Here is a 19,457-nt window from a genome sequence, read left to right as displayed (position 1 = left end):
CCTGGATAGAAAGAAGGAAACAACTCCCATGTCAGCGCACCGAATGACGGCACGCATGCGTGCCGCCGTCGCACTCCTGATCGTCGCGGTGACCGCGACGGCCGTGGGCTGCAGCAGCTCCACCTCCGATGAGGCCGCCGATGGCGGCACCCGCCAGGTGGACACCCCCAAGGGCCAGGTCACCGTCCCGGCCGACCCGCAGCGCATCGTGGTCCTCAACGGCGCCCTCGCCGGGTACCTCTACGACCTCGAGGCCAAGGTCACCGCGGCGGACCCGCGCATCCTGGGCGTCACCCTCGCGCCCGGCGAGTTCCCGGCCGCCTGGGCCGCCGACGCCAAGGAACAGGGCACCGTGGCCGTGCCCTCCGGTGACGACCTGAACCTGGAGTTCATCGCCGCCCAGAAGCCCGACCTCATCATCGGTGGCGGACCCGGCTGGCCCGGTCAGCAGACCATCAAGAACTACGACAAGCTCGCCGCTGTCGCCCCCACCGCCCTGGTGCCCTCGGACGCGGCCAACTGGCAGGACCAGCTGAAGTCGGTCGCCAACTATGTCAACCGGCCCGACAAGGTCGACGGCATGATCACCGCCTACACCGACAAGGTGGCCAAGGTGAAGGCCGCGCTGAAGCTGCCGCAGGGTGCCGCGGCGGTCTACCAGTCCCAGGCGGACGCGAAGCCGATCCTGTTGGCCCCCAAGACCCCGCTGGCCAACCTGCTCACCGACGTGGGCATCACCATCGACGACAAGATCGAGGCCAAGGCAGGCAACCCCGAGCGCGCCCAGGCCGGTGACTGGGTGACCTTCAGCCCCGAACTGCTGAGCACCGTCGTCGACGCCCCCGTGCTGTTCGTCATCAAGCTCGACGGCGGCCGCGACATCGCCCAGCTGAAGCAGGACCCGGCCCTGGCCATGCTCCCCGCCTTCCAGAAGGGCCAGCTCTACGAGCTCCCGGCCACCGCCAAGCGCCCCGACTACCGCGAGGCCATGTCCCTCCTGGACCTCCTGTCCCAGCGCTTCAAGTAAGCCCCCCGGCGGCTGACCTCTGACCCGCCGCCCCTCACCCCGTCCGCCGATTCCCCGGCGGGCGGGGTGATCTGCGTTTCCGGCAGTTGTGGGCAGCTCATTCCCACGGATCGATGACGGTGATGCCCGGCGCCCGGAACGCCGAATCACGCGTCGCCACGTACATTCCGGCCGCTTTCGCCGTGGCGGCGACATATCCGTCGGACCCCCCGATAGCGATACCCGCGACCCGGGCCGCAGCCATCCGGTCGGCATACGCCGCGGCGTCGGCAAGACCGAAGGGCAGCACGCGGCCGGCGAACAATTGCCTGCTGTCGCCAAGAGTCGCGCTGACAAGCGCTGTCATCGGAATCGGGCAATCGATACGAGCTAGATTCGAATCATGTTGTCAGCTGATGAGATTCGCGTGGGTGAAGAGTTCCTGCGGATGACGCACAACCAGTTGCCGGGGGCGATGAGTCGGTATGTGCTCGCGAATCCGCTGGCCGACGGGCGGTCCAGTTACGAGTATCTCGCCGACCAGGTTCCGATGGCTCGAGACGTGCTCGATCTCGGTTGTGGCGACGGGTCTTTGCTCGCGGTGCTGGCTCACAACGGTGCGACCGGACTCGCCGGGATCGATCTCTCCGATATCGAGCTCGCGACTGCCAGGCAACGGCCGGAGCTACAGGGTGCAGATCTGCGGCAGGGGCGAGCTCAGGAGCTGCCGTTCGCCGAGCACTCGTTCGACACCGTGATCTCCCATATGGCGTTGATGCTGATGGCTGATATCGGGCAGGTGTTGGCAGAGGCGGCACGGGTGCTGAAACCGACTGGCACGCTGGTGATCTCCATCGGACTGGTACCGGCCGAAGGAAGTGGGCGGGCGCTGTTCGAGAAGGTGGCGCGAACGACCTTTGCGGAGGCTCGACGCTCAGGGGCGATGCCCGCGCTCGGAGATCGGCGGATGCGCAACCGGGCGGGAGTGGACGAGTTGGTGACGGCTGCCGGATTCCAGCCGATCGAATGGACCGAGATCAGCCACGGGCCACTGGCAACACCGGAGGAGACGTGGCAGTCGGCGGTCGACTCCTATTACGACGCCACCCTTGTCGACCCACGCGAGCTCGAGCGCCTCCGTGACGAATTCCTCGACCAGGCCGTGAAGTCCACCGAGAACGGGTTGCTCGCCCACGGCGCTCGCATGGCGATCGTGACGACCCGGCTCGGCTGACGCGCGAACCCGGAAAACGAGTGGACCCCGCCGTTCCGGAGAACGACGGGGCCCATTCGGGTGTACAGCTGCGACTTACAGCGCCTTGAGTTCCTCGGTGACCGCACCGACGGACTTCTTGGCGTCGCCGAACAGCATGGAGGTGTGGTCGGCGTAGAACAGCGGGTTGTCGATGCCGGCGAAGCCGGAGTTCATCGAGCGCTTGAGCACGATGACGCTCTTGGCCTGGTCGACATTGAGGACCGGCATGCCGTAGATCGGGCTCGACTTGTCCTCGCGGGCCGCGGGGTTGGTGACGTCGTTGGCGCCGATCACCAGGACCACGTCGGTCCGGTTGAACTCGCCGTTGATGTCGTCCATTTCCTTCATGGCGTCGTAGGACACCTCGGCCTCGGCCAGCAGCACGTTCATGTGGCCGGGCATACGACCGGCGACCGGGTGGATCGCGTACTTGACCTCGACACCCTTGCCCTCGAGCAGGGAGGCCATCTCCTTGACCGCGTGCTGGGCCTGGGCCACGGCCATACCGTAGCCGGGCACCACGATGACCTGGTTGGCGTAGGCCATCTGGATCGCGGCGTCGGCGGCCGAGGTGGCCTTGGCCGACTTGGCCTCGCCGCCACCGCTCGCGGCCGCACCGCCACCGCCACCGAAACCACCGGCGACGATGGCCGGGATGGAACGGTTCATGGCCTTGGCCATGAGGTTGGTGAGGATGGTGCCGGACGCGCCGACGATCATGCCCGCGACGATCATCGCGGTGTTGTTCAGCGCCAGACCCGCGGCCGCGGCCGACAGACCGGTCAGGGCGTTGAGCAGCGAGATGACGACCGGCATGTCGGCGCCACCGATGGGCAGCACGACCATCAGGCCGAGGATGCCGGCGAGCACCAGCAGCGCGATCATCCACAGCTGCGAGACGCCACCGTTGTCGGCGCCGAGGCCGATCACCACGGCGCACACGATCGCGCCGACGAGCAGCAGCAGGTTCAGCGGCTGCTGCAGCTTGCCGATGCCGATCGGCTTGCCGGACAGGATCTCCTGCAGCTTGGCGAAGGCGATGATCGAGCCCCAGAAGGAGATCGAACCGATCACCGCGGCGAACAGCGAGCCGATGATGATGTGGATGTTCGGCTCGTCGTGCAGCTGGGAGAAGCCAGTGCTGTCGATGAACTCGGCCCACGCGATGAGCGCGACCGTGCCACCACCGACGCCGTTGAACGCGGCGACCAGCTGCGGCATCTCGGTCATCTTGGTGCGCACGGCGGGCGGAACACCCAGGGCCACACCGACGACCAGGCCGGCGCCGATCAGGATCCAGTTCAGCAGTTCCGCGTGCCGGATGGAGATCAGCGTCGCCACGACCGCAAGGGCCATACCGACGGCGGCGATCTGGTTGCCGCGCACGGCGGTCTTCGGGCCGGTCAGGCCCATCAGACCGTAGATGAACATGGAGAAGGCCACGATGTAGAGGCCGTTGACCAGGTAGGTCATGTTGTCGACTGCGTGCATCACTCGGCCGCCTTCTTCTTACCCTTGAACATGCCGAGCATGCGGTCGGTGACCACGAAGCCACCGATGACGTTCAGGGTTCCGAACACCACGGCGACGAACAGGATCACCTGCACCAGCAGCGACGGGTCCTTGACATTGCCCAGCGTCACCAGCGCGCCGAGCACCACGATGCCGTGGATGGCGTTGGTGCCCGACATCAGCGGGGTGTGCAGGGTGTTGGGAACCTTGGAGATGACCGCGAAACCGACGAACCCGGACAAAACCAGGATCGCGATATTGGCCAGAAGTTCGGTGTACATCAGGCTTCCACCTCACGTGTGACACAGGAATCCGCCAGCACCTGATCCTCGAAATCGGGCGCGAGCTTGCCGTCGACCAGCATCAGTTCCAGCAGCGCCGAGATGTTCTTGGAGTACAGTTCGCTGGCGTGCTCGGGCATGGTGGCGGGCAGGTTCAGCGGCGAGGCGATGGTGACCTCGTGCTTGACCACGATCTCGCCGGGCTCGGTGAGTTCGCAGTTGCCGCCGGTCTCGCCGGCCAGGTCGACGATCACGCTGCCGGGCTTCATGCCCTCGACAGCCGCGGCGGTGACCAGGCGCGGCGCGGGACGACCCGGCACCAGCGCGGTGGTGATCACCACGTCGAAACCCTTGATGGCGTCTTCGAGCGCCTTCTGCTGCTGGGCCTTCTCCTCGTCGGTGAGCTCGCGGGCGTAACCGCCCTCACCGGCGGCGTCGATGCCCAGGTCGAGCCACTGGGCGCCGACGGAGCGCACCTGGTCGGCGACCTCGGGACGCACGTCGTAGCCGGTGGTGCGGCCACCGAGACGCTTGGCCGTGGCCAGCGCCTGCAGACCGGCGACACCGACACCGAGCACCAGCACGGTGGCCGGCTTCACGGTGCCCGCGGCGGTGGTGAGCATCGGGAAGAAGCGGGTCGACTCCGAGGCGGCGAGCAGCACGGCCTTGTAGCCGGCCACGTTGGCCTGGGAGGACAGCGCGTCCATCACCTGGGCCCGCGAGATACGCGGGATCGCCTCGACGGCGAAGGCCTGCACACCGGCGGCCTTGAGAGCGCCGATCTGATTGTCGGCGTTACGCGGCGCGAGGAACCCGATCAGCGTCTGGCCGGAGCTCAGTTTGGCTACTTCGGCATCGCTGGGCGGGGCCACCTTGACCACGACATCGGCGGACCACGGATCACCGATGGTCGCTCCTGCCTCTACGTAGGCCGCGTCGGGAATGAGCGCGCCGAGGCCCGCACCGGCTTCCACGACCACCTCGACGCCCTGCTTGGACAGCGCGGGGATGATCTTGGGCACCACTGCGACTCGCCGCTCACCCGGGCCGGACTCGCGAACGACTCCGACACGCGCTCCGCGCGGCGATTCCTCGCCCACGTTGTGCGTTGTCTCCACTAGTCAGACTTCCTTTTCGTGCTGGCTTCGAGCCGGGGAACAACGGGATCAGCCGAATGTTACCTACGAGTAGGTTCAGCTGAAATCCTCGCAACTGTACTCGGCTGGCGGTGAGCCTAGCGGAGATGCCTGTCACAGCGGATAGTTGGACGACTGTCCAGTACATGATCGGTCAAATCGGACCAGCAAGACGCCAGGATCGGTGCTCGCGGACGTGACGCGCGTCATGTCCGGACGGGCCTCGGGCTGTTGCGCGGGCCACACCACACCGTAGGGTCGGGTCCGTGAACGACTGCGTCTTCTGCCGGATCGTCGCGGGGACGGCGCCGGCCACCCGAGTCTACGAGGACGACGCCGTGTGCGCTTTCCTCGACATCCGCCCCATCACCCGCGGACACACCCTGATCGTGCCCAAACAGCACGCCACCGAACTCGACGATCTGCCCGCCGACGCGGGCGCCGATCTGTTCCGCACCGGCCATCGGCTCGCCCGCGCGCTGCGCCGCGGCGGCCTGGCCAGCGACGGCGCCAATCTCATCCTCAACGACGGCACCGCGGCCTTCCAGACCGTCGGCCACGTCCACCTGCACGTGGTGCCGCGCCGCCACGGCGACAAGCTCGCCTTCGCCAAGGGCTTCCTGCTGCGTCGCCCGCACGAACCGAACTCCACCGCCGACGCCATCCGCGCCGGCCTCACCGCGCTCGACACCGAGCAGCAGGCGGAAGGAACCCAGGGATGACCGAGCGCACGCCCGACCGCGAGCACCTCACCGACCTGCTCGCCCAGCAGTGGGAGGCCATCGCCGCCCTGGTCGCCGACCTCGACGAGAACGCCTGGCGCAGGCCATCACCCCTGCCCGGCTGGACCATCTTCGACGTGGTCGCGCACGTGATCGGCACCGAATCGTGGCTGCTCGGCCGCACCCCGCCGCCGCACGACCCGCTGCGCCCCAAGACCGATGTGCGCACGCTGCCGCACGTGCGCAACGAGGTGGCGGTGCTCAACGAGATCTGGGTCGACCGGCTGCGCCCGCTCTCGGGCAAGCGGCTGCTCGCGCTCTTCGACGAGGTCACCGAGCAGCGCCGCGCCGCGCTGGTCGCCAAGGACGACGAAGCCTGGGCCGAGCCCACGGTCTCCCCCGTCGGGCAGGTGCCCTACGGCCGCTTCATGCGGGTGCGGCTGTTCGACTGCTGGATGCACGAACTCGACCTCGCCGACGGCATCGGTCGCACCGTGCCCGAGGGCGGCGACCGCGCGGAGACGGCCTTCGCCGAACTCACCCTCGGCCTGGGCCGGGCGGTGGTCAAGGGCGCCAAGGCACCGGAGGGCGCGCAGGTCACCCTGGATCTCACCGGCCCGGTGACCAGGCAGGTACACGTGGCGGTGGTCGACGGGCGCGGCGTCCTGCTCGACACCGCCGAGGACACACCCACCACGACCATCCGCCTGGACTCCGGACTGTTCGCGCGCCTGCGCGGCGGCCGGATCACCGTCGACGAGCACCTGGGCGAGATCGCCATCGACGGCGACACCGACCTCGGCGCGCGCCTGGTGCGCAACCTGGCCTTCACGATCTGATGCGACTGTTCCTGTCCTCCTATCGATTCGGCGATTTCGCCGACCGACTCACCGACCTCGCGGGCCCGCCCGGCCGGGTCGCGGTGATCCCGAACGCGTGCGACGCCTGGCCCGCCGCCTGGTCCTCGGCGGTCGCCAGCGACACGACACCCCTTGCCGCCCTCGGCTATTCACCCGAGGTACTGGATCTGCGCGACTACGCCGGGCAACCCGCCCAACTGGAGAAGACCCTGCGCTCCTATCCACTGGTGTGGGTGCGCGGCGGCAACACCTTCGTCCTGCGCGCCCAATTCGCCCGCAGCGGAGCCGATTCCGTGCTGCCCGCACTCCTGGCCGAAGACGCCCTGGCCTACGCCGGCTACAGCGCGGGCGCCTGCCTGCTCGGCCCCGACCTGCACGGACTGGAGACGATGGACGACCCCGGCGAGGTCCTGCCCACCACCGGCATCGCCCCACGCTGGGACGGCCTCGGCCTGGTCGACCGTCCCCTCGTCGTCCACCTCGACTCCCCCACCGACCCCGACGGCGAATCCGCGAAACTCCTGGCGAGATACCAGTCCGAGGGCACCCCCCACTGGTCACTCACCGACGCCGACGTGGTCCTCGTCGACGGAAACCACACCGAGCTGCTCCGCGGCACCCGCCCCTGAGCACGCGTCACACCGAGTTCAGGGCGGGCGCGTCGCGGAAGACGATCCAGCGCAGGGCGCAGTACATGTAGACGCCTTCGCAGGCGCCGGCTGCGAGCCGGGCCAGGTGGTATTCGAGGCCGAGGGCGGTGAGGCCGGAGCCGACGCCGAGGATGAAGGCCAGGTAGTTCACCAGCACCACCACCGCGTACACCGCGGCCTGCCTGCCCACCGGGGCATGCGAGTGGAAGTTGAAGGTGCGGTTGAGCAGGAAGCTCAGGCCGAACGCGGCGATATAGGCGAGGGTGATCGACAGCCAGATCGGCAGGCCCGCCACGCCGTGCAGGACCGTGAGCAGCACCAGGTCCACGCCGAAGGTGAAGCTGTTGATCAGGGCGAAGCCGAGGAAGGTGGCCGGGACGTAGCGGGCCAGGCCCCACGGCAACCGGTCGACCACGACCGCGCACCAGCGGCTGAAACGATCGGCCACCGAGTCCGTGAGCTGCTCCACGCGGCCACCCTGCCAGCGGCAGGTGTCGCGCAGATGAGCGGACGGCAAACGCGGCGTCAGCCGACGACGGCCGCCGGACGGGCGTCGAGCGCCGACCAGGCCGCCAGGCAGCGGCGGCGGGTGAATTCGTCGGCCTCGGCCAGCAGGGCGTCACGCAGCAGGCGGGGATCACGCAGCCAGGCGGCGGCGATCTCGCTCAGCGCGGTGTGACCGAACAGGCCGGTGGCCTCCAGGGCGGCCAGCCATTCGGCGTGGTCACCGGCGCGCACACCGCGCATGGCCTCGACATCGATCCCGGCGTCGGCGTACTCGGCCGCCAGCAGGGCGCCGACGAGCTCGCTACGGTCCTGCGATTCCTGCATCATCCGGTCCTCCCTGCGAAAAACGGTGCGGCACAAGGGCGCCGCGTGATCAATGCGCACCGGCGCACCGTGGAGCAGAACGCGAACACGGGGTGCGACCGGCAACCCTCCCGCCGGAACACCCGTCGAAAAGCATTGTGAACGCTCGGACGGCGTAAACACCAACCGGGCGCGCCGAATCACAACGATGTCCGCCGGGTCTTGTTCCGGCCTACATCACATCTGGTCAGGCGATCAGCACGCGGCGGGTCTCGGTGATCGCCGGACCGGCGGCGCCGCGGCGGTTAGCGTTGGAGGGTGGACGCGAACTTGGGCGCACTGGCCGATTCCCTCTCCGCGGGGGCGGTGGTGATCGACCCGGATGTGCTGGCGGGGTATCGGCAGGACTGGGCGCGCGACCCCGACGCGGGGACGCCGCTGGCCGTGGTGCGGGCGCGCGGCACCGACGACGTGGCCGCCACGCTGCGCTGGGCGCACGAACACCGGGTGCCGGTGGTGCCGCGCGGAGCGGGCTCGGGCCTGTCCGGCGGCGCCACGGCGGTGGACGGCGGGATCGTGCTCAGCACCGAACTGATGCGCGAGATCAGCGTCGACCCGGTGACGCGCACCGCCGTGGTGCAGCCGGGACTGCTCAACGCCGAGGTGAAGCGCGCCGTGGCCGCCGAGGGGCTGTGGTATCCGCCGGACCCGTCCTCGTTCGAGATGTGCTCGATCGGCGGCAACGCGGCCACCAACGCGGGCGGGCTGTGCTGCGTGAAATACGGCGTCACCACCGACTACGTGCTCGGCATGGAAGTGGTGCTGGCCGACGGCACACCGGTGCGCCTGGGCGGGCCGCGCCTGAAGGACTCGGCGGGCCTGTCGCTGACCAAGCTGTTCGTCGGCAGCGAGGGCACCCTCGGCGTGATCACCGAACTCACCCTGCGCCTGCTACCCGCCCAGCCACCGCAGGCCACCGTCGTCGCGAGCTTCGGCTCCCTCACCGCCGCCACCGACGCCATCCTGGCCATCACCTCGACCCTGCGCCCCGCCATGCTCGAATTCATGGACACCGTCGCCATCAACGCCGTCGAGGACGAGATGCGCATGGGCCTGGACCGCACCGCGGCCGCGCTGCTGGTCGCCCGCTCCGACGCGCCGGGCGAATTCGCCGGGCACGAAGCGCAAGTGATGGTGACGCTGTGCGAAAAGGCCGGAGCCACCGAGGTTTTCCATACCGAGGACCCCACCGAGGGCGAAGCCTTCACCGCCGCACGGCGTTTCGCCATCCCGGCGGTGGAGCGCATCGGCCCGCTGCTGCTCGAGGACGTCGGCGTGCCGCTGCCCCGGCTCGGCGAGTTGATCACCGGCATCACCACCATCAGCGAACGCAACGACGTGCTGGTCTCGGTGATCGCGCACGCGGGCGACGGCAACACCCACCCGCTGATCGTGCACGACCCCACCGACCCCGACAACACCGCCCGCGCGCACCGCGCCTTCGGCGAGATCATGGACCTGGCCATCAGCCTGGGCGGCACCATCACCGGCGAACACGGCGTCGGCCGTCTCAAGAAGGGCTGGCTACCCGACCAGGTGGGACCCGAGGTGATGGAGCTGACGCGCCGCATCAAGCACGCCCTCGACCCCGAGGGCATCCTCAACCCGGGCGCGATCCTGTAGGAACATCGCGCGGCGACCGCGGGTTAGCATCCGGTATGACCACCAGGCTCGAACACAACGTCGCCGACACCCGCTTCGAGATCTACCTCGACGACGTCCTCGCCGGCTACGCCGACTACGCCGAACGCGAGGACACCAAGGTCCGCGACTTCCACCACACCATGACCTTCCCCGAATTCCGGGGCCGCGGCGTCGCCGCCGACGTGGTGAAATTCGGCCTCGACGACTCCCGCGCCGCCGGCTACCACATCATCCCCACCTGCTGGTACGTGGAGAAATACATCACCGAACACCGCGAATACGCCGAACTGGTGGCCTGAGGCCGTTCAGCGGGTCGGTGAATCCACCGGCAGTCCACCCGACCCGCAGCCGACCTCGACGGTCGCGGACCACCCGTCCCCGGCGGGTTGCCACTGCAACGTGACAGCGGACTCTCCATCGAGGACGAACCCGATCATCTCCCGCACCGCCGCCCGTACCGTCTCCGGATCAGCGGTGACCGCGAGATGCGGGAGCCGCTCGGAGTCCAAGGGGTTTCAGCCCGCTGCTCCGAAAAGTCTCTCGCGCATACGAACTGCGGTGTCGATGTATCGAGCCGTCTCGCCGGGTGTCAGGTGAGCGGTGGCGAGCGTCGCCGTGAAGACGACAGCAGGCGTCGCCTCGCAGGCGGCAGGCCCGTCAGCTGTGCCGTGACCGATGGCCCGTGCCCGAGCAGAAGCAAGGTCGGCAACCAGCAGCACCACCGCCCACCGGACTTCGCCCACCAGACCCTTCACCGCGTCGACCGCACCCGGCCGGTCGACGTGAACAACTGGAACGAAGCCGTCGGCGAGCAACTCGGACAGGCCCTGACGGTCGATGTCACACGGGCCCGGGCTTCCGATCAGGTGAAACCGATATCGGGCGTCGCGCTCCGTGAGCGCGGTGGTGACCGTGTCTTTCCCTATATCCGGTGCGCCGCACAGGATCACACCGTGCTTCATGTCCGGGCCTTTCGCTGTGAAAAGCGATCGGCCGGGTGATCTCTGCCCTCTGTAGGGCGAGAACACCCGGCCGGTGCCGGAATCAGCGCAGGATCTGGCGGGACATGACCAGGCGCTGGATCTGGTTGGTGCCCTCGTAGATCTGGGTGATCTTGGCGTCGCGCATCATGCGCTCCACCGGGAAGTCGGTGGTGTAGCCGGCGCCGCCGAAGAGCTGGACGGCGTTGGTGGTGACTTCCATGGCCACGTCGGAGGCGAAGCACTTGGCGGCGGCGGAGATGAAGCCGAGGTTCTTCTCGCCGCGCTCGGCGCGGGCCGCGGAGGTGTAGACCATGAGGCGCGCGGCCTCGACCTTCATCGCCATGTCGGCGAGCATGAACTGGGTGTTCTGGAAGTCGGCGATGGCCTTGCCGAACTGCTTGCGGTCCTTGGTGTAGGCGATCGCGGCGTCGAGGGCACCCTGGGCCAGGCCGACGGCCTGCGCGCCGATGGTCGGGCGGGTGTGGTCGAGGGTCTGCAGCGCGGTCTTGAAGCCGGTGCCGGGCTCGCCGATGATGCGGTCGCCGGGGATGCGGCAGTTCTCGAAGTACAGCTCGGCGGTGGGCGAACCCTTGATGCCCAGCTTGTGCTCGAGCGGGCCGACCACGAAGCCCTCGTCGTCCTTGTGGACCATGAACGCGGAGATGCCGTTGGCGCCCTTCTCCGGGTCGGTCACGGCCATCACGGTGTACCACTCGGACTTGCCGCCGTTGGTGATCCAGCACTTGGAGCCGTTGAGGATCCAGCCGTCGCCGTCGGCCTTGGCGCGGGTGCGCATGGAGGCGGCGTCGGAGCCGGCCTCACGCTCGGACAGACAGTACGAGGCCATCTTGCCCTCGACCAGGTCGCCGAGGACCTGCTGCTTCAGCTCCTCGGAGCCGTTGAGGATCAGGCCCATGGTGCCCAGCTTGTTCACGGCCGGGATCAGCGACGACGAACCGCAGACGCGGGCGACTTCCTCGATCACGATGCAGGTGGCGACCGAGTCGGCGCCCTGGCCACCGTACGCCTCGGGCACGTGCACGGCGTTGAAGCCGGCGGCGTTGAGGGCGGTCAGCGCCTCCTCGGGGAAGCGGGCGTTGCCGTCGACGTCCTTGGCGTAGGGGGCGATCTCCTTCTCGGACAGGCCACGGATGGCACCGCGGAGCTCATCGTGGAAGTCCTCGAGCTGGAACAGGTTGAAGTCGGGGTTTCCCGCCATCGGGCACACTCCTGGTCGTGGTGGTGATCGCTGTGGTCGACAGCGCGTGTTCGTCGGCACTGAGTGCCAGTCCACCGAGGATTATACGCGCGGCACTCGGTAACTACATGGGCATATACCGGTGGCACTCAGTGCCGCATATGGGCCGCTACGGCGTGGGCGCGCTCACAGATTACCGAGCCGGGTGGTGAGCAGGTCGGCGACCTGACGCGGCGGCATGTCGCGCGGGAACACCGCGAGGACCAGCTCCTCGGGGCCCGGCACCGCCCGTCGGCCGCGCGGGATGGCGGCGAGCTCGGCGCGCAGATCGGCCACCTCGGCGCCCGGCTCGCCGCGCACCATCCGGCGCAGCAGATAGTTGTGGGTGGCGGTCACCGCGGCGGTGAACTGCACCCGCACCAGATCCGGCACCTCCGGCAGGCGCTCACGCAGGAACTCGGTGAACAGGCGCTCGTAGCGGAACACCGTGACGATCTCGCGCTCGCGCAGCGCGGGCACCCGGCGCACCACCTGATACCGGCGCGCGGCGATGTCACGCCACTGGGTGAACCGCTCGAACACCCCGATCACGGCCTCGCACACCGCGTCCCACGGATCACCGACCGCGCTCTCGAGGAACTCCTGCGCGGTCGCCAGCTGGAATTCGTGATCGGCGAAGATCACGTCCTCCTTGGACCGGAACTGCCGGAAGAACGTCCGCCGCGAGATCCCCGCCGCCACCGCGATCTCGTCCACCGCCGTCGCCTCGTACCCCCGCTCGGCGAACAACCGCAACGCCCGATCCACCACCGTGAGCCTGAACTGCGCCGCATCGTCGTGTGCCACGAGCGACAACGTTAGCCATCGGCCCGCGAGCCGATTCAGCCAGGCGAGCCACACAAGTCACCTCGATCGCGACCGGTCGCGCAATTTTGTCTACTTCGTTTATTTCGTTTGTTGCGTTTACTGCGTACACTTCAATTAACCGATGCTGCCGGTGTCCGAACGACGCCACGAGCCGAGCAAGGAGGCACCCATGTCGACACTTCGTTCAGTGAAACGCGCCGAACCCGGAGCGATCGACGCAGCGGTCGCAGACCGGGCCATGCGCCGGATCAAGGACTACCTCATGCACCACCCGGATGAGGAGATCATTCCGGTCACCGGCGAGATCGGCAGCGATGAGGCCCTGGCATTGCCCCGGGAGGCCGTCAGTTTGCTCGCATTCATCCTGGCTCAAGCAGCAGAAGGACGCGGCGTCTCGGTCGTTCCATCGAATGCCGAGATGACAACCCAGCAGGCGGCCGACATGCTGAATGTTTCGCGGCCCTATGTCGTCGGCCTCCTGGACGCAGGCGAGATCCCCCACCGCTTGGTCGGCAGGCATCGCCGCATCCGGTTCGACGATTTGAAGGCGTACGCGCAGCGCAGTGAGACCGCCAGCAGGGAGGCCGCCGACGAACTGACCCGCCTCGGCCAGGAACTCGACCTCTGATGGCATTCATCGTCGTATACGACGCGAACGTTCTCTACGGGAACGCCGTCCGCGACCTGTTCATCCGGTTGGCCCGCGCGAAAGTCGTTCAGGCGAAGTGGACCGATCGCATCCTCGACGAGGCATTGGGCAACCTGGCGGCCAAGCGTCCGGACATCGCGGCGGAGAAGATCGCGCGGCTCCGTCGAATGATCGTGACCGCCGTTCCCGACTGCAGAGTCGAGGGCTACGAACCACTCATCGAGAGCGTGAAGCTCCCCGATGCCGACGACCGGCACGTACTCGCCGCCGCGGTCAGGGCCGGTGCACAGGTAATCGTGACCTCGAATCTCAAGGACTTCCCCGATGAGTATCTCGGCGCCTGGAATGTCCTCGCGAAGAGCCCGGACGATTTTCTGCTCGACCTGATCGACCTCGATGACCGGGTTGTCTGGGCGTGCGTCCAGGAGATCGCCTACTCACGGCGAAATCCGCCCGAGACCGCTGACGACGTCCTCGACGAGCTCGAACGGGCCGGTTTGGTGGAAGCCGTGGCGGCACTGCGCGAAGGTCGATGACAGTCTCGAACCCACCCCACCGGTAACCGGTGGGGTGGGTCGGCGTCAGCCCAGGAGCTTGGTGCGGAGGGCTTCGTCTTTGGCGAGGACCATTTGTTCGAGGCCGGACTGGAACTGTTCCATGCGGGTGCGCAGGGAGGGGTCGTGGGCGGCGAGGATGCGGACGGCCAGGAGGCCGGCGTTGCGGGCGCCGCCGATGGAGACGGTGGCTACCGGGACGCCCGCGGGCATCTGGACGATGGACAGGAGGGAGTCCATGCCGTCGAGGTATTTCAGGGGGACGGGGACGCCGATGACGGGCAGGGGGGTGGCGGAGGCGACCATGCCGGGGAGGTGGGCGGCGCCGCCCGCGCCGGCGATGATCACCTGGAGGCCGCGGTCGGCGGCCTCGCGGGCGTAGTCGAGCATGCGCTGGGGGGTGCGGTGCGCGGAGACGACACCGACCTCGAAGCGGATGCCGAACTCGGCCAGCGCCTCGGCGGCGGCCTCCATCGTGGGCCAGTCGGAGTCGCTGCCCATGATCAGGCCGACCTGGGGACCGTTGGTGCTCACTGAATCGTTTCCTCTCGAAAGTGGCGGCGGCGGTTTACTCGCCGTGCGGGTCCCAGCCGTCGGTCCAGACGGCGTGCGACATCCAGTGCGCGGCGCGCTCGGCCTTCTCGCGGACCTGAGCGACATCGTTGCCGAGGATGTTGATGTGCCCGATCTTGCGGTCGGGGCGCTCGCCCTTGCCGTAGAGGTGGACCTTGGCCTCGGGCAGGCGGGCGTAGAGGTGGTGCAGGCGCTCGTCCATGGACATCTCGGGGGCCTGGGCGGCACCGAGGATGTTGGCCATCACGGTCACGGGGGCCAGCGGGGTGGTGTCGCCGAGCGGGTAGTCCAGGACCGCGCGCAGGTGCTGTTCGAACTGGCCGGTGCAGGCGCCGTCCATGCCCCAGTGGCCGGAGTTGTGCGGGCGCATGGCCAGCTCGTTGACCAGGATCTCGCCGTCGTGGGTCTCGAACAGCTCCACGGCCATCACGCCGACCACGCCGAGTCCGGCGGCCAGCTCGAGCGCCATGGTCTCGGCGCGGGCACCGAGGTCCTCGGGCAGGTCGGGGGCGGGGGCGATCACCACGGCGCACTGGCCGTTGCGCTGCACGGTCTCCACCACCGGCCAGGTGGCGGCCTGTCCGAACGGCGAGCGGGCCACCATGGCCGACAGCTCGCGCTTCAGGTCGACCTTGGCCTCGGCCAGCAGCTGCACGCCGTGCGCGAGCTGCTCGGTGACCAGCCGCTCGGTCTCGGCGGCGTCGGCGGGCATCCACACGCCACGGCCGTCGTAGCCGCCGCGCACGGCCTTGAGGACGAACGGCCAGCCGTGCTCGTCGCCGAAGGCGATGGCGTCGGCGGGCGCGGTGACCTCGGTGAACGCGGGCACCGGCAGGCCCAGTGCCGACAGCTTGGTGCGCATGGCCAGCTTGTCCTGGGCGAAGATCAGCGCCTGCGGCGGCGGGGCGACGTTCACCCCCTCGGCGACCAGCACGTCCAGGTGCTCGGTCGGCACGTGTTCGTGGTCGAAGGTCAGCGCGTGCGAGCCGACCGCGGCCGCGCGTAGCGCTTCCAGGTCGTCGTGGCTGCCGAAGACGACATCGGGGGTGACCTGCGCCGCGGGGTCACCGGGCGTGGTCGCCAGCACCCGCAGACGCTGACCGAGGGCGACCGCGGCCTGGTGCGTCATGCGCGCGAGCTGGCCACCACCGACCATGGTGACGGTGGGCATGGCAGACGGATCGAACGAACGTGCACTCACGTCGTGCAATGTTGTCATGTCGAAAGCGAATCTTTGCGACCGGTACACTCGGAACTCGTGTCAATCGTCGACGACGTGGTCAGCGTCCTTCCCCCGCGCCTACGCGAATCCGCGTACCGGCACCGTGAGCTGATCAAGTTCGCCATCGTCGGAGCGACCACGTTCGTGATCGACAGCGGCCTGTTCTACCTCCTGAAATGGACCGTTCTGGCCGAGAAGCCGGTCACCGCCAAGATCATCTCCGGGGTGGTCGCGGTGATCGCGTCCTACATCCTGAACCGGGAATGGTCGTTCAAGAATCGCGGCGGCCGCGAGAAGCATCACGAGGCGCTGCTGTTCTTCGGGGTCAGCGGCATCGGCGTGGTGCTGAGCAATATCCCGCTGTGGATCTCGAGTTACATGCTCGATCTGCGCCAGCCGAACGTGAGCTTCCTGACCGAGAACATCGCCGACTTCGTCAGCGCGTTCGTGATCGGTAATTTCCTGCAGATGGCGTTCCGGTTCTGGGCCATGCGCCGGTGGGTCTTCCCCGACGAGATGAACGAGATCGTCGCCGAGTTCGAAGACCTCATCGAAGAAGAACCCGAACCTCTCGGGCGCGGCTAACGCGGCTCGGTCAGGGTCGCGGTCGACGACCGGTTGACCTTCGACCCCAGGAACACCGCGAACAGCGCCGGACGGCGCCGCTGCAGTTCCAGACGCCCGCCGTCGGCCTCCACCAGGGCGCGGGCCAGCGCGAGCCCCACACCGGTCGAGCCGCCCGCCGAGAAACCGCGGTCGAAGACGTGCGGGGCGAGCTCGTCGCGGATGCCCTCGCCCTCGTCGGCGACCTCCACGCAGATCAGCGGGTCGCGCGAGCTCATGGTCGGGACCGTGCGCACCGAGACCGTGCAGGTGCCGCCGCCGTGCATCAGGGCGTTGTCGACCAGCACCGCGACGGCCTCGCGCAGGCGGGAACCGGTGATCGGGGCGCGCAGCGACTCGTCGCCGGTCAGGCGCAGTTCGCGGCCCTCCTCGGTGAACGGGTGGGCCCATTCGGCGACCACTCCGCGCAGTTCGGCCATCACCGGGACCGGGTCGCGGTCGGCGGCGTCCTCGTCGCGGGAGGCGCGGACCAGTTCGTCGATGGCGTCGGTGAGCCGGTCGACCTGGGCCATCGCCTCCTCGGCCTCGTGCACCACCTCGGGGTCGGCGTGGGTGGACAGCTCGTCCAGGCGCAGGCGCACCGCGGTCAGGCGGCTGCGCAGCTGATGGGAGACGTCGGCGACCAGCGCGTGCTCGCGTTGCAGGCGCCCCGCGATCTCGACGGTGGCCGAGTCGAGTACGTCGGAGACCCGGTCCAGTTCGGCGATACCGTGGCGGCGCGGGTCGGGGCGGAAATCGCCCATGGCCAGCCGGGCGGCGCGGGCGGCCACATCGCGCAGCGGGTCGGCCACCCGGCGCGCGGTCACCACCGCGACGGAGAAGGCGGCGCCGAGCGAGGCCAGCACCGCCAGCGCCACGGCGGCCACGGCCTGTTCCTGGCGTGAGTGCATGGGCCCGGCGGGCACCTCGAGCCGCAGCGAACCGGAGGTGCCCATGGACAGCGATTCCACCAGCGGGTCCTCGACGTAGCCGACGCCGATATCGGTGCGCGCCGCGTTGTCGTGCGGCGCCGGGTAGACGATGGTGAGTTTGCCGCCCTCGGGCACCAGCGCGGCCATCGCGCGCACGTCCAGACCGTCCTGGACGGTGCCGTCACCGCCCTCCTGGGAGATCACCTCGGACGCGACGCGTTCGAGGCGGCTCTGCAGATCGTTGCGGGTGATGTCCTCGACCCACAGCCAGGCGGTGTAGATGAGCGGGACGCCGAGCACGACCGTGGTGATGGTGAGCACGGTCAGGATCGAGCGCAGGATGCGGCGGCGCACCGCCCGTCAGCCCCGCGCGCCGGAGGGGGCGTCGGTGTTGAGCCGGAAGCCGACGCCGCGCACGGTGACGATGCGGCGTTCGGCCATCGGCCCCTCGTCGCCGATCTTGCGGCGCAACCAGGACATGTGCATGTCGAGGGTCTTGGACCCGCGCAGGTCGGCGTCGCCCCAGACCTCGCGCAGGATGGTCTCGCGCGGCACCACCTGCCCGGCCCGGTCGATGAGCACCTTGAGCAGCTCGTACTCCTTGTTGGCCAGGTTCACCTCGGCCCCGTTGACCAGCACGCGCCGCGCGGCCGGTTCCAGCCGGATGCCGCCGACCTCCACCGCGTCGTCGCCGATCCCGCTGCGCCGCAACAGCGCTCGCACCCGGGCCAGCAGTTCGGCCAGGCGGAACGGCTTGCCGACGTAGTCGTCGGCGCCCGCGTCCAGGCCGACCACGAAATCGACCTCGTCGGTGCGGGCGGTGAGCATCAGCACCGCCAGATCGGCCCCGGAGGCACGGACCTGCCTGCACACCTCCAGCCCGTCCATGCCGGGCAGGCCGAGGTCGAGGATGAGCAGGTCGTGGTCGCCTTCGAGGGCTCGGCGCAGCACGGCGGGACCGAACCGTTCGACGGTGACGGTGTAGCCCTCACGCCCCAGCGCCCGTGACAGGGGTGCGGCGATGGCCTCGTCGTCTTCGGCCAGCAGTACGGCGGTCATGAGCCCAGGTTAAGTGGTCTGGACTCCGGCCGGTGGACAGCTCACCGATACCCGGTGCCCCAATGCTGGTCGCCGTGCGAGCGGTCGGCCTCGAAGACCTGGTGGTAGAGCAGCGAATGCACCTGCTGCACCTGGGGGATGTCGTCGTATTCCAGCGGCTCCTCCGAGGAGGACCCGATGATCAGCGTGCCGGTGCCGAGCATCCGGTCCAGCACCCCGTGCCGGAACTGCACGCTGGAGATGCGGCTGAGCGGGATGTCGATGCCGGTGTGGGTGATGATGCCCTGACGCACCAGCACCCGCCTGCCGGTGACGATGAAATGCGTCGACTTCCAGGCGATCACCCGCGCCACCACCCGCCAGGCGAGCACGCCCAGCCAGGCCAGCCCGATCAGCAGCAGCAGCACGGTGCGTACGCTGCCCTCGGTGTTGCGCCAGGCCAGCCCGCCGAGGAAGCCGGCGAGCGCGGTCGCGACGATGAGGGTGATGATCGGCCACACCAGCATCTTCCAGTGCGGGTGACGGTGCAGGATCAGCTGCTCGTCGGGCGCGAGGACATCCTCCGGGTAACCCATGGACGCACAGTACCGCGCTGTGACGGTGCATTTCTCGAAGCCACGGCCGAACCGATACTGTGGATTCCACGCTAGCTGCCAGGTTTTGCCCATATCTGCTTGCTCGACACCGACAGTGGAGGCACGCGTGACCAAAGATCTGACCCAGCTCGAAATCCTCACGGCCCTCGAACCAGTGGCCGAACAGAATCTGAACCGGCACCTGTCCATCGCCAAGGACTGGAATCCGCACGACTACGTCCCGTGGGACGAGGGCCGCAATTTCGCCGCCATGGGCGGAAACGATTGGGAGCCGGGACAATCCCG

General features: G+C 68.6%; 25 protein-coding genes. 11 read left to right on the top strand and 14 right to left on the bottom strand.

The window, feature by feature from the left end:
* The first annotated feature begins 28 nt into the window (after positions 1-28).
* On the top strand, positions 29-1,027 hold the full coding sequence (locus ACWEMY_RS25050; protein ID WP_452391971.1) for an ABC transporter substrate-binding protein: 999 nt from the start codon (positions 29-31) through the stop codon (positions 1,025-1,027).
* A gap of 97 nt (positions 1,028-1,124) precedes the next feature.
* On the opposite strand, the gene ACWEMY_RS25045 is transcribed toward ACWEMY_RS25050, so the two are convergent.
* Positions 1,125-1,373 (bottom strand): hypothetical protein, encoded by a 249-nt coding sequence (locus ACWEMY_RS25045; RefSeq protein WP_452391970.1) that lies wholly within the window; start codon positions 1,371-1,373, stop codon positions 1,125-1,127.
* A gap of 36 nt (positions 1,374-1,409) precedes the next feature.
* Between ACWEMY_RS25045 and ACWEMY_RS25040 the strand changes: the two genes are divergently transcribed.
* The gene (locus ACWEMY_RS25040) at positions 1,410-2,240 is read left to right on the top strand and encodes a class I SAM-dependent methyltransferase (RefSeq protein WP_452391969.1); all 831 of its coding nucleotides are present in this window, start codon (positions 1,410-1,412) and stop codon (positions 2,238-2,240) included.
* 75 nt (positions 2,241-2,315) lie between these two features.
* On the opposite strand, the gene ACWEMY_RS25035 is transcribed toward ACWEMY_RS25040, so the two are convergent.
* The 3 genes from ACWEMY_RS25035 to ACWEMY_RS25025 are packed head-to-tail and all read right to left on the bottom strand — an operon-like array spanning position 2,316 to position 5,172.
* On the bottom strand, positions 2,316-3,734 hold the full coding sequence (locus tag ACWEMY_RS25035) for an NAD(P)(+) transhydrogenase (Re/Si-specific) subunit beta (RefSeq protein ID WP_375935728.1): 1,419 nt from the start codon (positions 3,732-3,734) through the stop codon (positions 2,316-2,318).
* Between the two features lie 17 nt (positions 3,735-3,751).
* Entirely contained in the window at positions 3,752-4,054 is a 303-nt protein-coding gene (locus ACWEMY_RS25030) for an NAD(P) transhydrogenase subunit alpha (RefSeq protein WP_056818017.1), read from the bottom strand.
* Positions 4,054-5,172 (bottom strand): Re/Si-specific NAD(P)(+) transhydrogenase subunit alpha, encoded by a 1,119-nt coding sequence (locus ACWEMY_RS25025; protein ID WP_375934882.1) that lies wholly within the window; start codon positions 5,170-5,172, stop codon positions 4,054-4,056. The genes ACWEMY_RS25030 and ACWEMY_RS25025 overlap by 1 nt, the downstream gene beginning before the upstream one ends.
* Before the next feature lie 284 nt (positions 5,173-5,456).
* Here ACWEMY_RS25025 and ACWEMY_RS25020 point away from each other — a divergent pair, with 284 nt between their 5' ends.
* The 3 genes from ACWEMY_RS25020 to ACWEMY_RS25010 are packed head-to-tail and all read left to right on the top strand — an operon-like array spanning position 5,457 to position 7,401.
* Positions 5,457-5,912: an HIT family protein gene (locus ACWEMY_RS25020; RefSeq protein WP_452391968.1), complete on the top strand. Its 456-nt coding sequence runs from the start codon at positions 5,457-5,459 to the stop codon at positions 5,910-5,912.
* The gene (locus ACWEMY_RS25015; protein ID WP_452391967.1) at positions 5,909-6,751 is read left to right on the top strand and encodes a maleylpyruvate isomerase N-terminal domain-containing protein; all 843 of its coding nucleotides are present in this window, start codon (positions 5,909-5,911) and stop codon (positions 6,749-6,751) included. Before ACWEMY_RS25020 ends, ACWEMY_RS25015 begins: the two co-directional genes overlap by 4 nt.
* Positions 6,751-7,401 (top strand): Type 1 glutamine amidotransferase-like domain-containing protein, encoded by a 651-nt coding sequence (locus tag ACWEMY_RS25010; protein WP_452391966.1) that lies wholly within the window; start codon positions 6,751-6,753, stop codon positions 7,399-7,401. Before ACWEMY_RS25015 ends, ACWEMY_RS25010 begins: the two co-directional genes overlap by 1 nt.
* 7 nt (positions 7,402-7,408) lie before the next feature.
* On the opposite strand, the gene ACWEMY_RS25005 is transcribed toward ACWEMY_RS25010, so the two are convergent.
* Positions 7,409-7,891 carry a GtrA family protein gene (locus ACWEMY_RS25005; protein ID WP_452391965.1) on the bottom strand — a complete coding sequence of 161 codons (483 nt, stop codon included), beginning with the start codon at positions 7,889-7,891 and terminating at the stop codon, positions 7,409-7,411.
* Between the two features lie 56 nt (positions 7,892-7,947).
* Positions 7,948-8,256 (bottom strand): hypothetical protein, encoded by a 309-nt coding sequence (locus tag ACWEMY_RS25000; RefSeq protein ID WP_375934867.1) that lies wholly within the window; start codon positions 8,254-8,256, stop codon positions 7,948-7,950.
* Between the two features lie 294 nt (positions 8,257-8,550).
* Here ACWEMY_RS25000 and ACWEMY_RS24995 point away from each other — a divergent pair, with 294 nt between their 5' ends.
* Both ACWEMY_RS24995 and ACWEMY_RS24990 read left to right on the top strand, forming a co-directional pair.
* Complete coding sequence (locus tag ACWEMY_RS24995) at positions 8,551-9,915, top strand: FAD-binding oxidoreductase (RefSeq protein ID WP_375934864.1); 1,365 nt, start codon at positions 8,551-8,553, stop codon at positions 9,913-9,915.
* A gap of 35 nt (positions 9,916-9,950) precedes the next feature.
* Positions 9,951-10,235, top strand: coding sequence for a GNAT family N-acetyltransferase (locus ACWEMY_RS24990; RefSeq protein WP_452391964.1), 285 nt, complete (start codon positions 9,951-9,953; stop codon positions 10,233-10,235).
* A gap of 216 nt (positions 10,236-10,451) precedes the next feature.
* Here the strand turns inward: ACWEMY_RS24990 and ACWEMY_RS24985 are convergent, their stop codons facing one another.
* From ACWEMY_RS24985 to ACWEMY_RS24975, 3 genes are all read right to left on the bottom strand, one after another.
* Positions 10,452-10,898 (bottom strand): hypothetical protein, encoded by a 447-nt coding sequence (locus tag ACWEMY_RS24985; RefSeq protein WP_452391963.1) that lies wholly within the window; start codon positions 10,896-10,898, stop codon positions 10,452-10,454.
* An 82-nt stretch (positions 10,899-10,980) separates the two neighbouring features.
* Positions 10,981-12,138: an acyl-CoA dehydrogenase gene (locus ACWEMY_RS24980; RefSeq protein ID WP_375934855.1), complete on the bottom strand. Its 1,158-nt coding sequence runs from the start codon at positions 12,136-12,138 to the stop codon at positions 10,981-10,983.
* A 165-nt stretch (positions 12,139-12,303) separates the two neighbouring features.
* Entirely contained in the window at positions 12,304-12,963 is a 660-nt protein-coding gene (locus ACWEMY_RS24975; protein WP_452391962.1) for a TetR family transcriptional regulator, read from the bottom strand.
* Between the two features lie 190 nt (positions 12,964-13,153).
* Between ACWEMY_RS24975 and ACWEMY_RS24970 the strand changes: the two genes are divergently transcribed.
* Positions 13,154-13,612, top strand: a complete 459-nt coding sequence (locus ACWEMY_RS24970; protein WP_452391961.1) for a helix-turn-helix domain-containing protein — start codon at positions 13,154-13,156, stop codon at positions 13,610-13,612.
* Complete coding sequence (locus ACWEMY_RS24965) at positions 13,612-14,169, top strand: PIN domain-containing protein (RefSeq protein ID WP_452391960.1); 558 nt, start codon at positions 13,612-13,614, stop codon at positions 14,167-14,169. The genes ACWEMY_RS24970 and ACWEMY_RS24965 overlap by 1 nt, the downstream gene beginning before the upstream one ends.
* A gap of 45 nt (positions 14,170-14,214) precedes the next feature.
* On the opposite strand, the gene purE is transcribed toward ACWEMY_RS24965, so the two are convergent.
* On the bottom strand, positions 14,215-14,721 hold the full coding sequence (gene purE, locus ACWEMY_RS24960; protein ID WP_375934849.1) for a 5-(carboxyamino)imidazole ribonucleotide mutase: 507 nt from the start codon (positions 14,719-14,721) through the stop codon (positions 14,215-14,217).
* 34 nt (positions 14,722-14,755) lie between these two features.
* Positions 14,756-15,979, bottom strand: a complete 1,224-nt coding sequence (locus ACWEMY_RS24955) for a 5-(carboxyamino)imidazole ribonucleotide synthase (protein ID WP_375934846.1) — start codon at positions 15,977-15,979, stop codon at positions 14,756-14,758.
* 39 nt (positions 15,980-16,018) lie between these two features.
* On the opposite strand from ACWEMY_RS24955, the gene ACWEMY_RS24950 reads away from it, so the two are divergent.
* Positions 16,019-16,567 carry a GtrA family protein gene (locus ACWEMY_RS24950; protein WP_375934843.1) on the top strand — a complete coding sequence of 183 codons (549 nt, stop codon included), beginning with the start codon at positions 16,019-16,021 and terminating at the stop codon, positions 16,565-16,567.
* On the opposite strand, the gene ACWEMY_RS24945 is transcribed toward ACWEMY_RS24950, so the two are convergent.
* Genes ACWEMY_RS24945 through ACWEMY_RS24935 form a run of 3 tightly spaced genes read right to left on the bottom strand, consistent with a single transcriptional unit; the run spans position 16,564 to position 19,151 of the window.
* Positions 16,564-17,871, bottom strand: coding sequence for a sensor histidine kinase (locus ACWEMY_RS24945; RefSeq protein WP_452391959.1), 1,308 nt, complete (start codon positions 17,869-17,871; stop codon positions 16,564-16,566). The two genes, ACWEMY_RS24950 and ACWEMY_RS24945, sit on opposite strands and share 4 nt — an antisense overlap.
* A gap of 6 nt (positions 17,872-17,877) precedes the next feature.
* A complete protein-coding gene (locus ACWEMY_RS24940) occupies positions 17,878-18,576 on the bottom strand; it encodes a response regulator transcription factor (RefSeq protein WP_375934837.1) in 699 nt (232 codons plus the stop codon).
* A 41-nt stretch (positions 18,577-18,617) separates the two neighbouring features.
* Positions 18,618-19,151: a PH domain-containing protein gene (locus ACWEMY_RS24935; protein WP_375934834.1), complete on the bottom strand. Its 534-nt coding sequence runs from the start codon at positions 19,149-19,151 to the stop codon at positions 18,618-18,620.
* A gap of 127 nt (positions 19,152-19,278) precedes the next feature.
* On the opposite strand from ACWEMY_RS24935, the gene ACWEMY_RS24930 reads away from it, so the two are divergent.
* On the top strand, positions 19,279-19,457 hold a 179-nt coding region (locus ACWEMY_RS24930; RefSeq protein WP_452391976.1), incomplete at its 3' end, for an acyl-ACP desaturase.

The sequence above is a fragment of the Nocardia sp. NPDC004415 genome, from assembly GCF_053602435.1.
Note: the sequence above shows the minus strand (reverse complement) of the source record. Positions and strands in the feature narration are given on the sequence as shown.

Bases quoted from the DNA above. Each gene is read 5' to 3' on its own strand.
- ACWEMY_RS25010 (WP_452391966.1), top strand. From the start codon at position 6,751: ATGCGACTGTTCCTGTCCTCCTATCGATTCGGCGATTTCGCCGACCGA.
- ACWEMY_RS24990 (WP_452391964.1), top strand. From the start codon at position 9,951: ATGACCACCAGGCTCGAACACAACGTCGCCGACACCCGCTTCGAGATC.
- ACWEMY_RS25035 (WP_375935728.1), bottom strand. From the start codon at position 3,734: ATGACCTACCTGGTCAACGGCCTCTACATCGTGGCCTTCTCCATGTTC.
- ACWEMY_RS24970 (WP_452391961.1), top strand. From the start codon at position 13,154: ATGTCGACACTTCGTTCAGTGAAACGCGCCGAACCCGGAGCGATCGAC.
- ACWEMY_RS24965 (WP_452391960.1), top strand. From the start codon at position 13,612: ATGGCATTCATCGTCGTATACGACGCGAACGTTCTCTACGGGAACGCC.
- ACWEMY_RS24985 (WP_452391963.1), bottom strand. From the start codon at position 10,898: ATGAAGCACGGTGTGATCCTGTGCGGCGCACCGGATATAGGGAAAGAC.
- ACWEMY_RS24980 (WP_375934855.1), bottom strand. From the start codon at position 12,138: ATGGCGGGAAACCCCGACTTCAACCTGTTCCAGCTCGAGGACTTCCAC.
- ACWEMY_RS25030 (WP_056818017.1), bottom strand. From the start codon at position 4,054: ATGTACACCGAACTTCTGGCCAATATCGCGATCCTGGTTTTGTCCGGG.
- ACWEMY_RS25050 (WP_452391971.1), top strand. From the start codon at position 29: ATGTCAGCGCACCGAATGACGGCACGCATGCGTGCCGCCGTCGCACTC.
- ACWEMY_RS24940 (WP_375934837.1), bottom strand. From the start codon at position 18,576: ATGACCGCCGTACTGCTGGCCGAAGACGACGAGGCCATCGCCGCACCC.
- ACWEMY_RS25015 (WP_452391967.1), top strand. From the start codon at position 5,909: ATGACCGAGCGCACGCCCGACCGCGAGCACCTCACCGACCTGCTCGCC.
- ACWEMY_RS25040 (WP_452391969.1), top strand. From the start codon at position 1,410: ATGTTGTCAGCTGATGAGATTCGCGTGGGTGAAGAGTTCCTGCGGATG.
- ACWEMY_RS24955 (WP_375934846.1), bottom strand. From the start codon at position 15,979: ATGACAACATTGCACGACGTGAGTGCACGTTCGTTCGATCCGTCTGCC.
- ACWEMY_RS24935 (WP_375934834.1), bottom strand. From the start codon at position 19,151: ATGGGTTACCCGGAGGATGTCCTCGCGCCCGACGAGCAGCTGATCCTG.
- ACWEMY_RS25000 (WP_375934867.1), bottom strand. From the start codon at position 8,256: ATGATGCAGGAATCGCAGGACCGTAGCGAGCTCGTCGGCGCCCTGCTG.
- ACWEMY_RS25045 (WP_452391970.1), bottom strand. From the start codon at position 1,373: ATGACAGCGCTTGTCAGCGCGACTCTTGGCGACAGCAGGCAATTGTTC.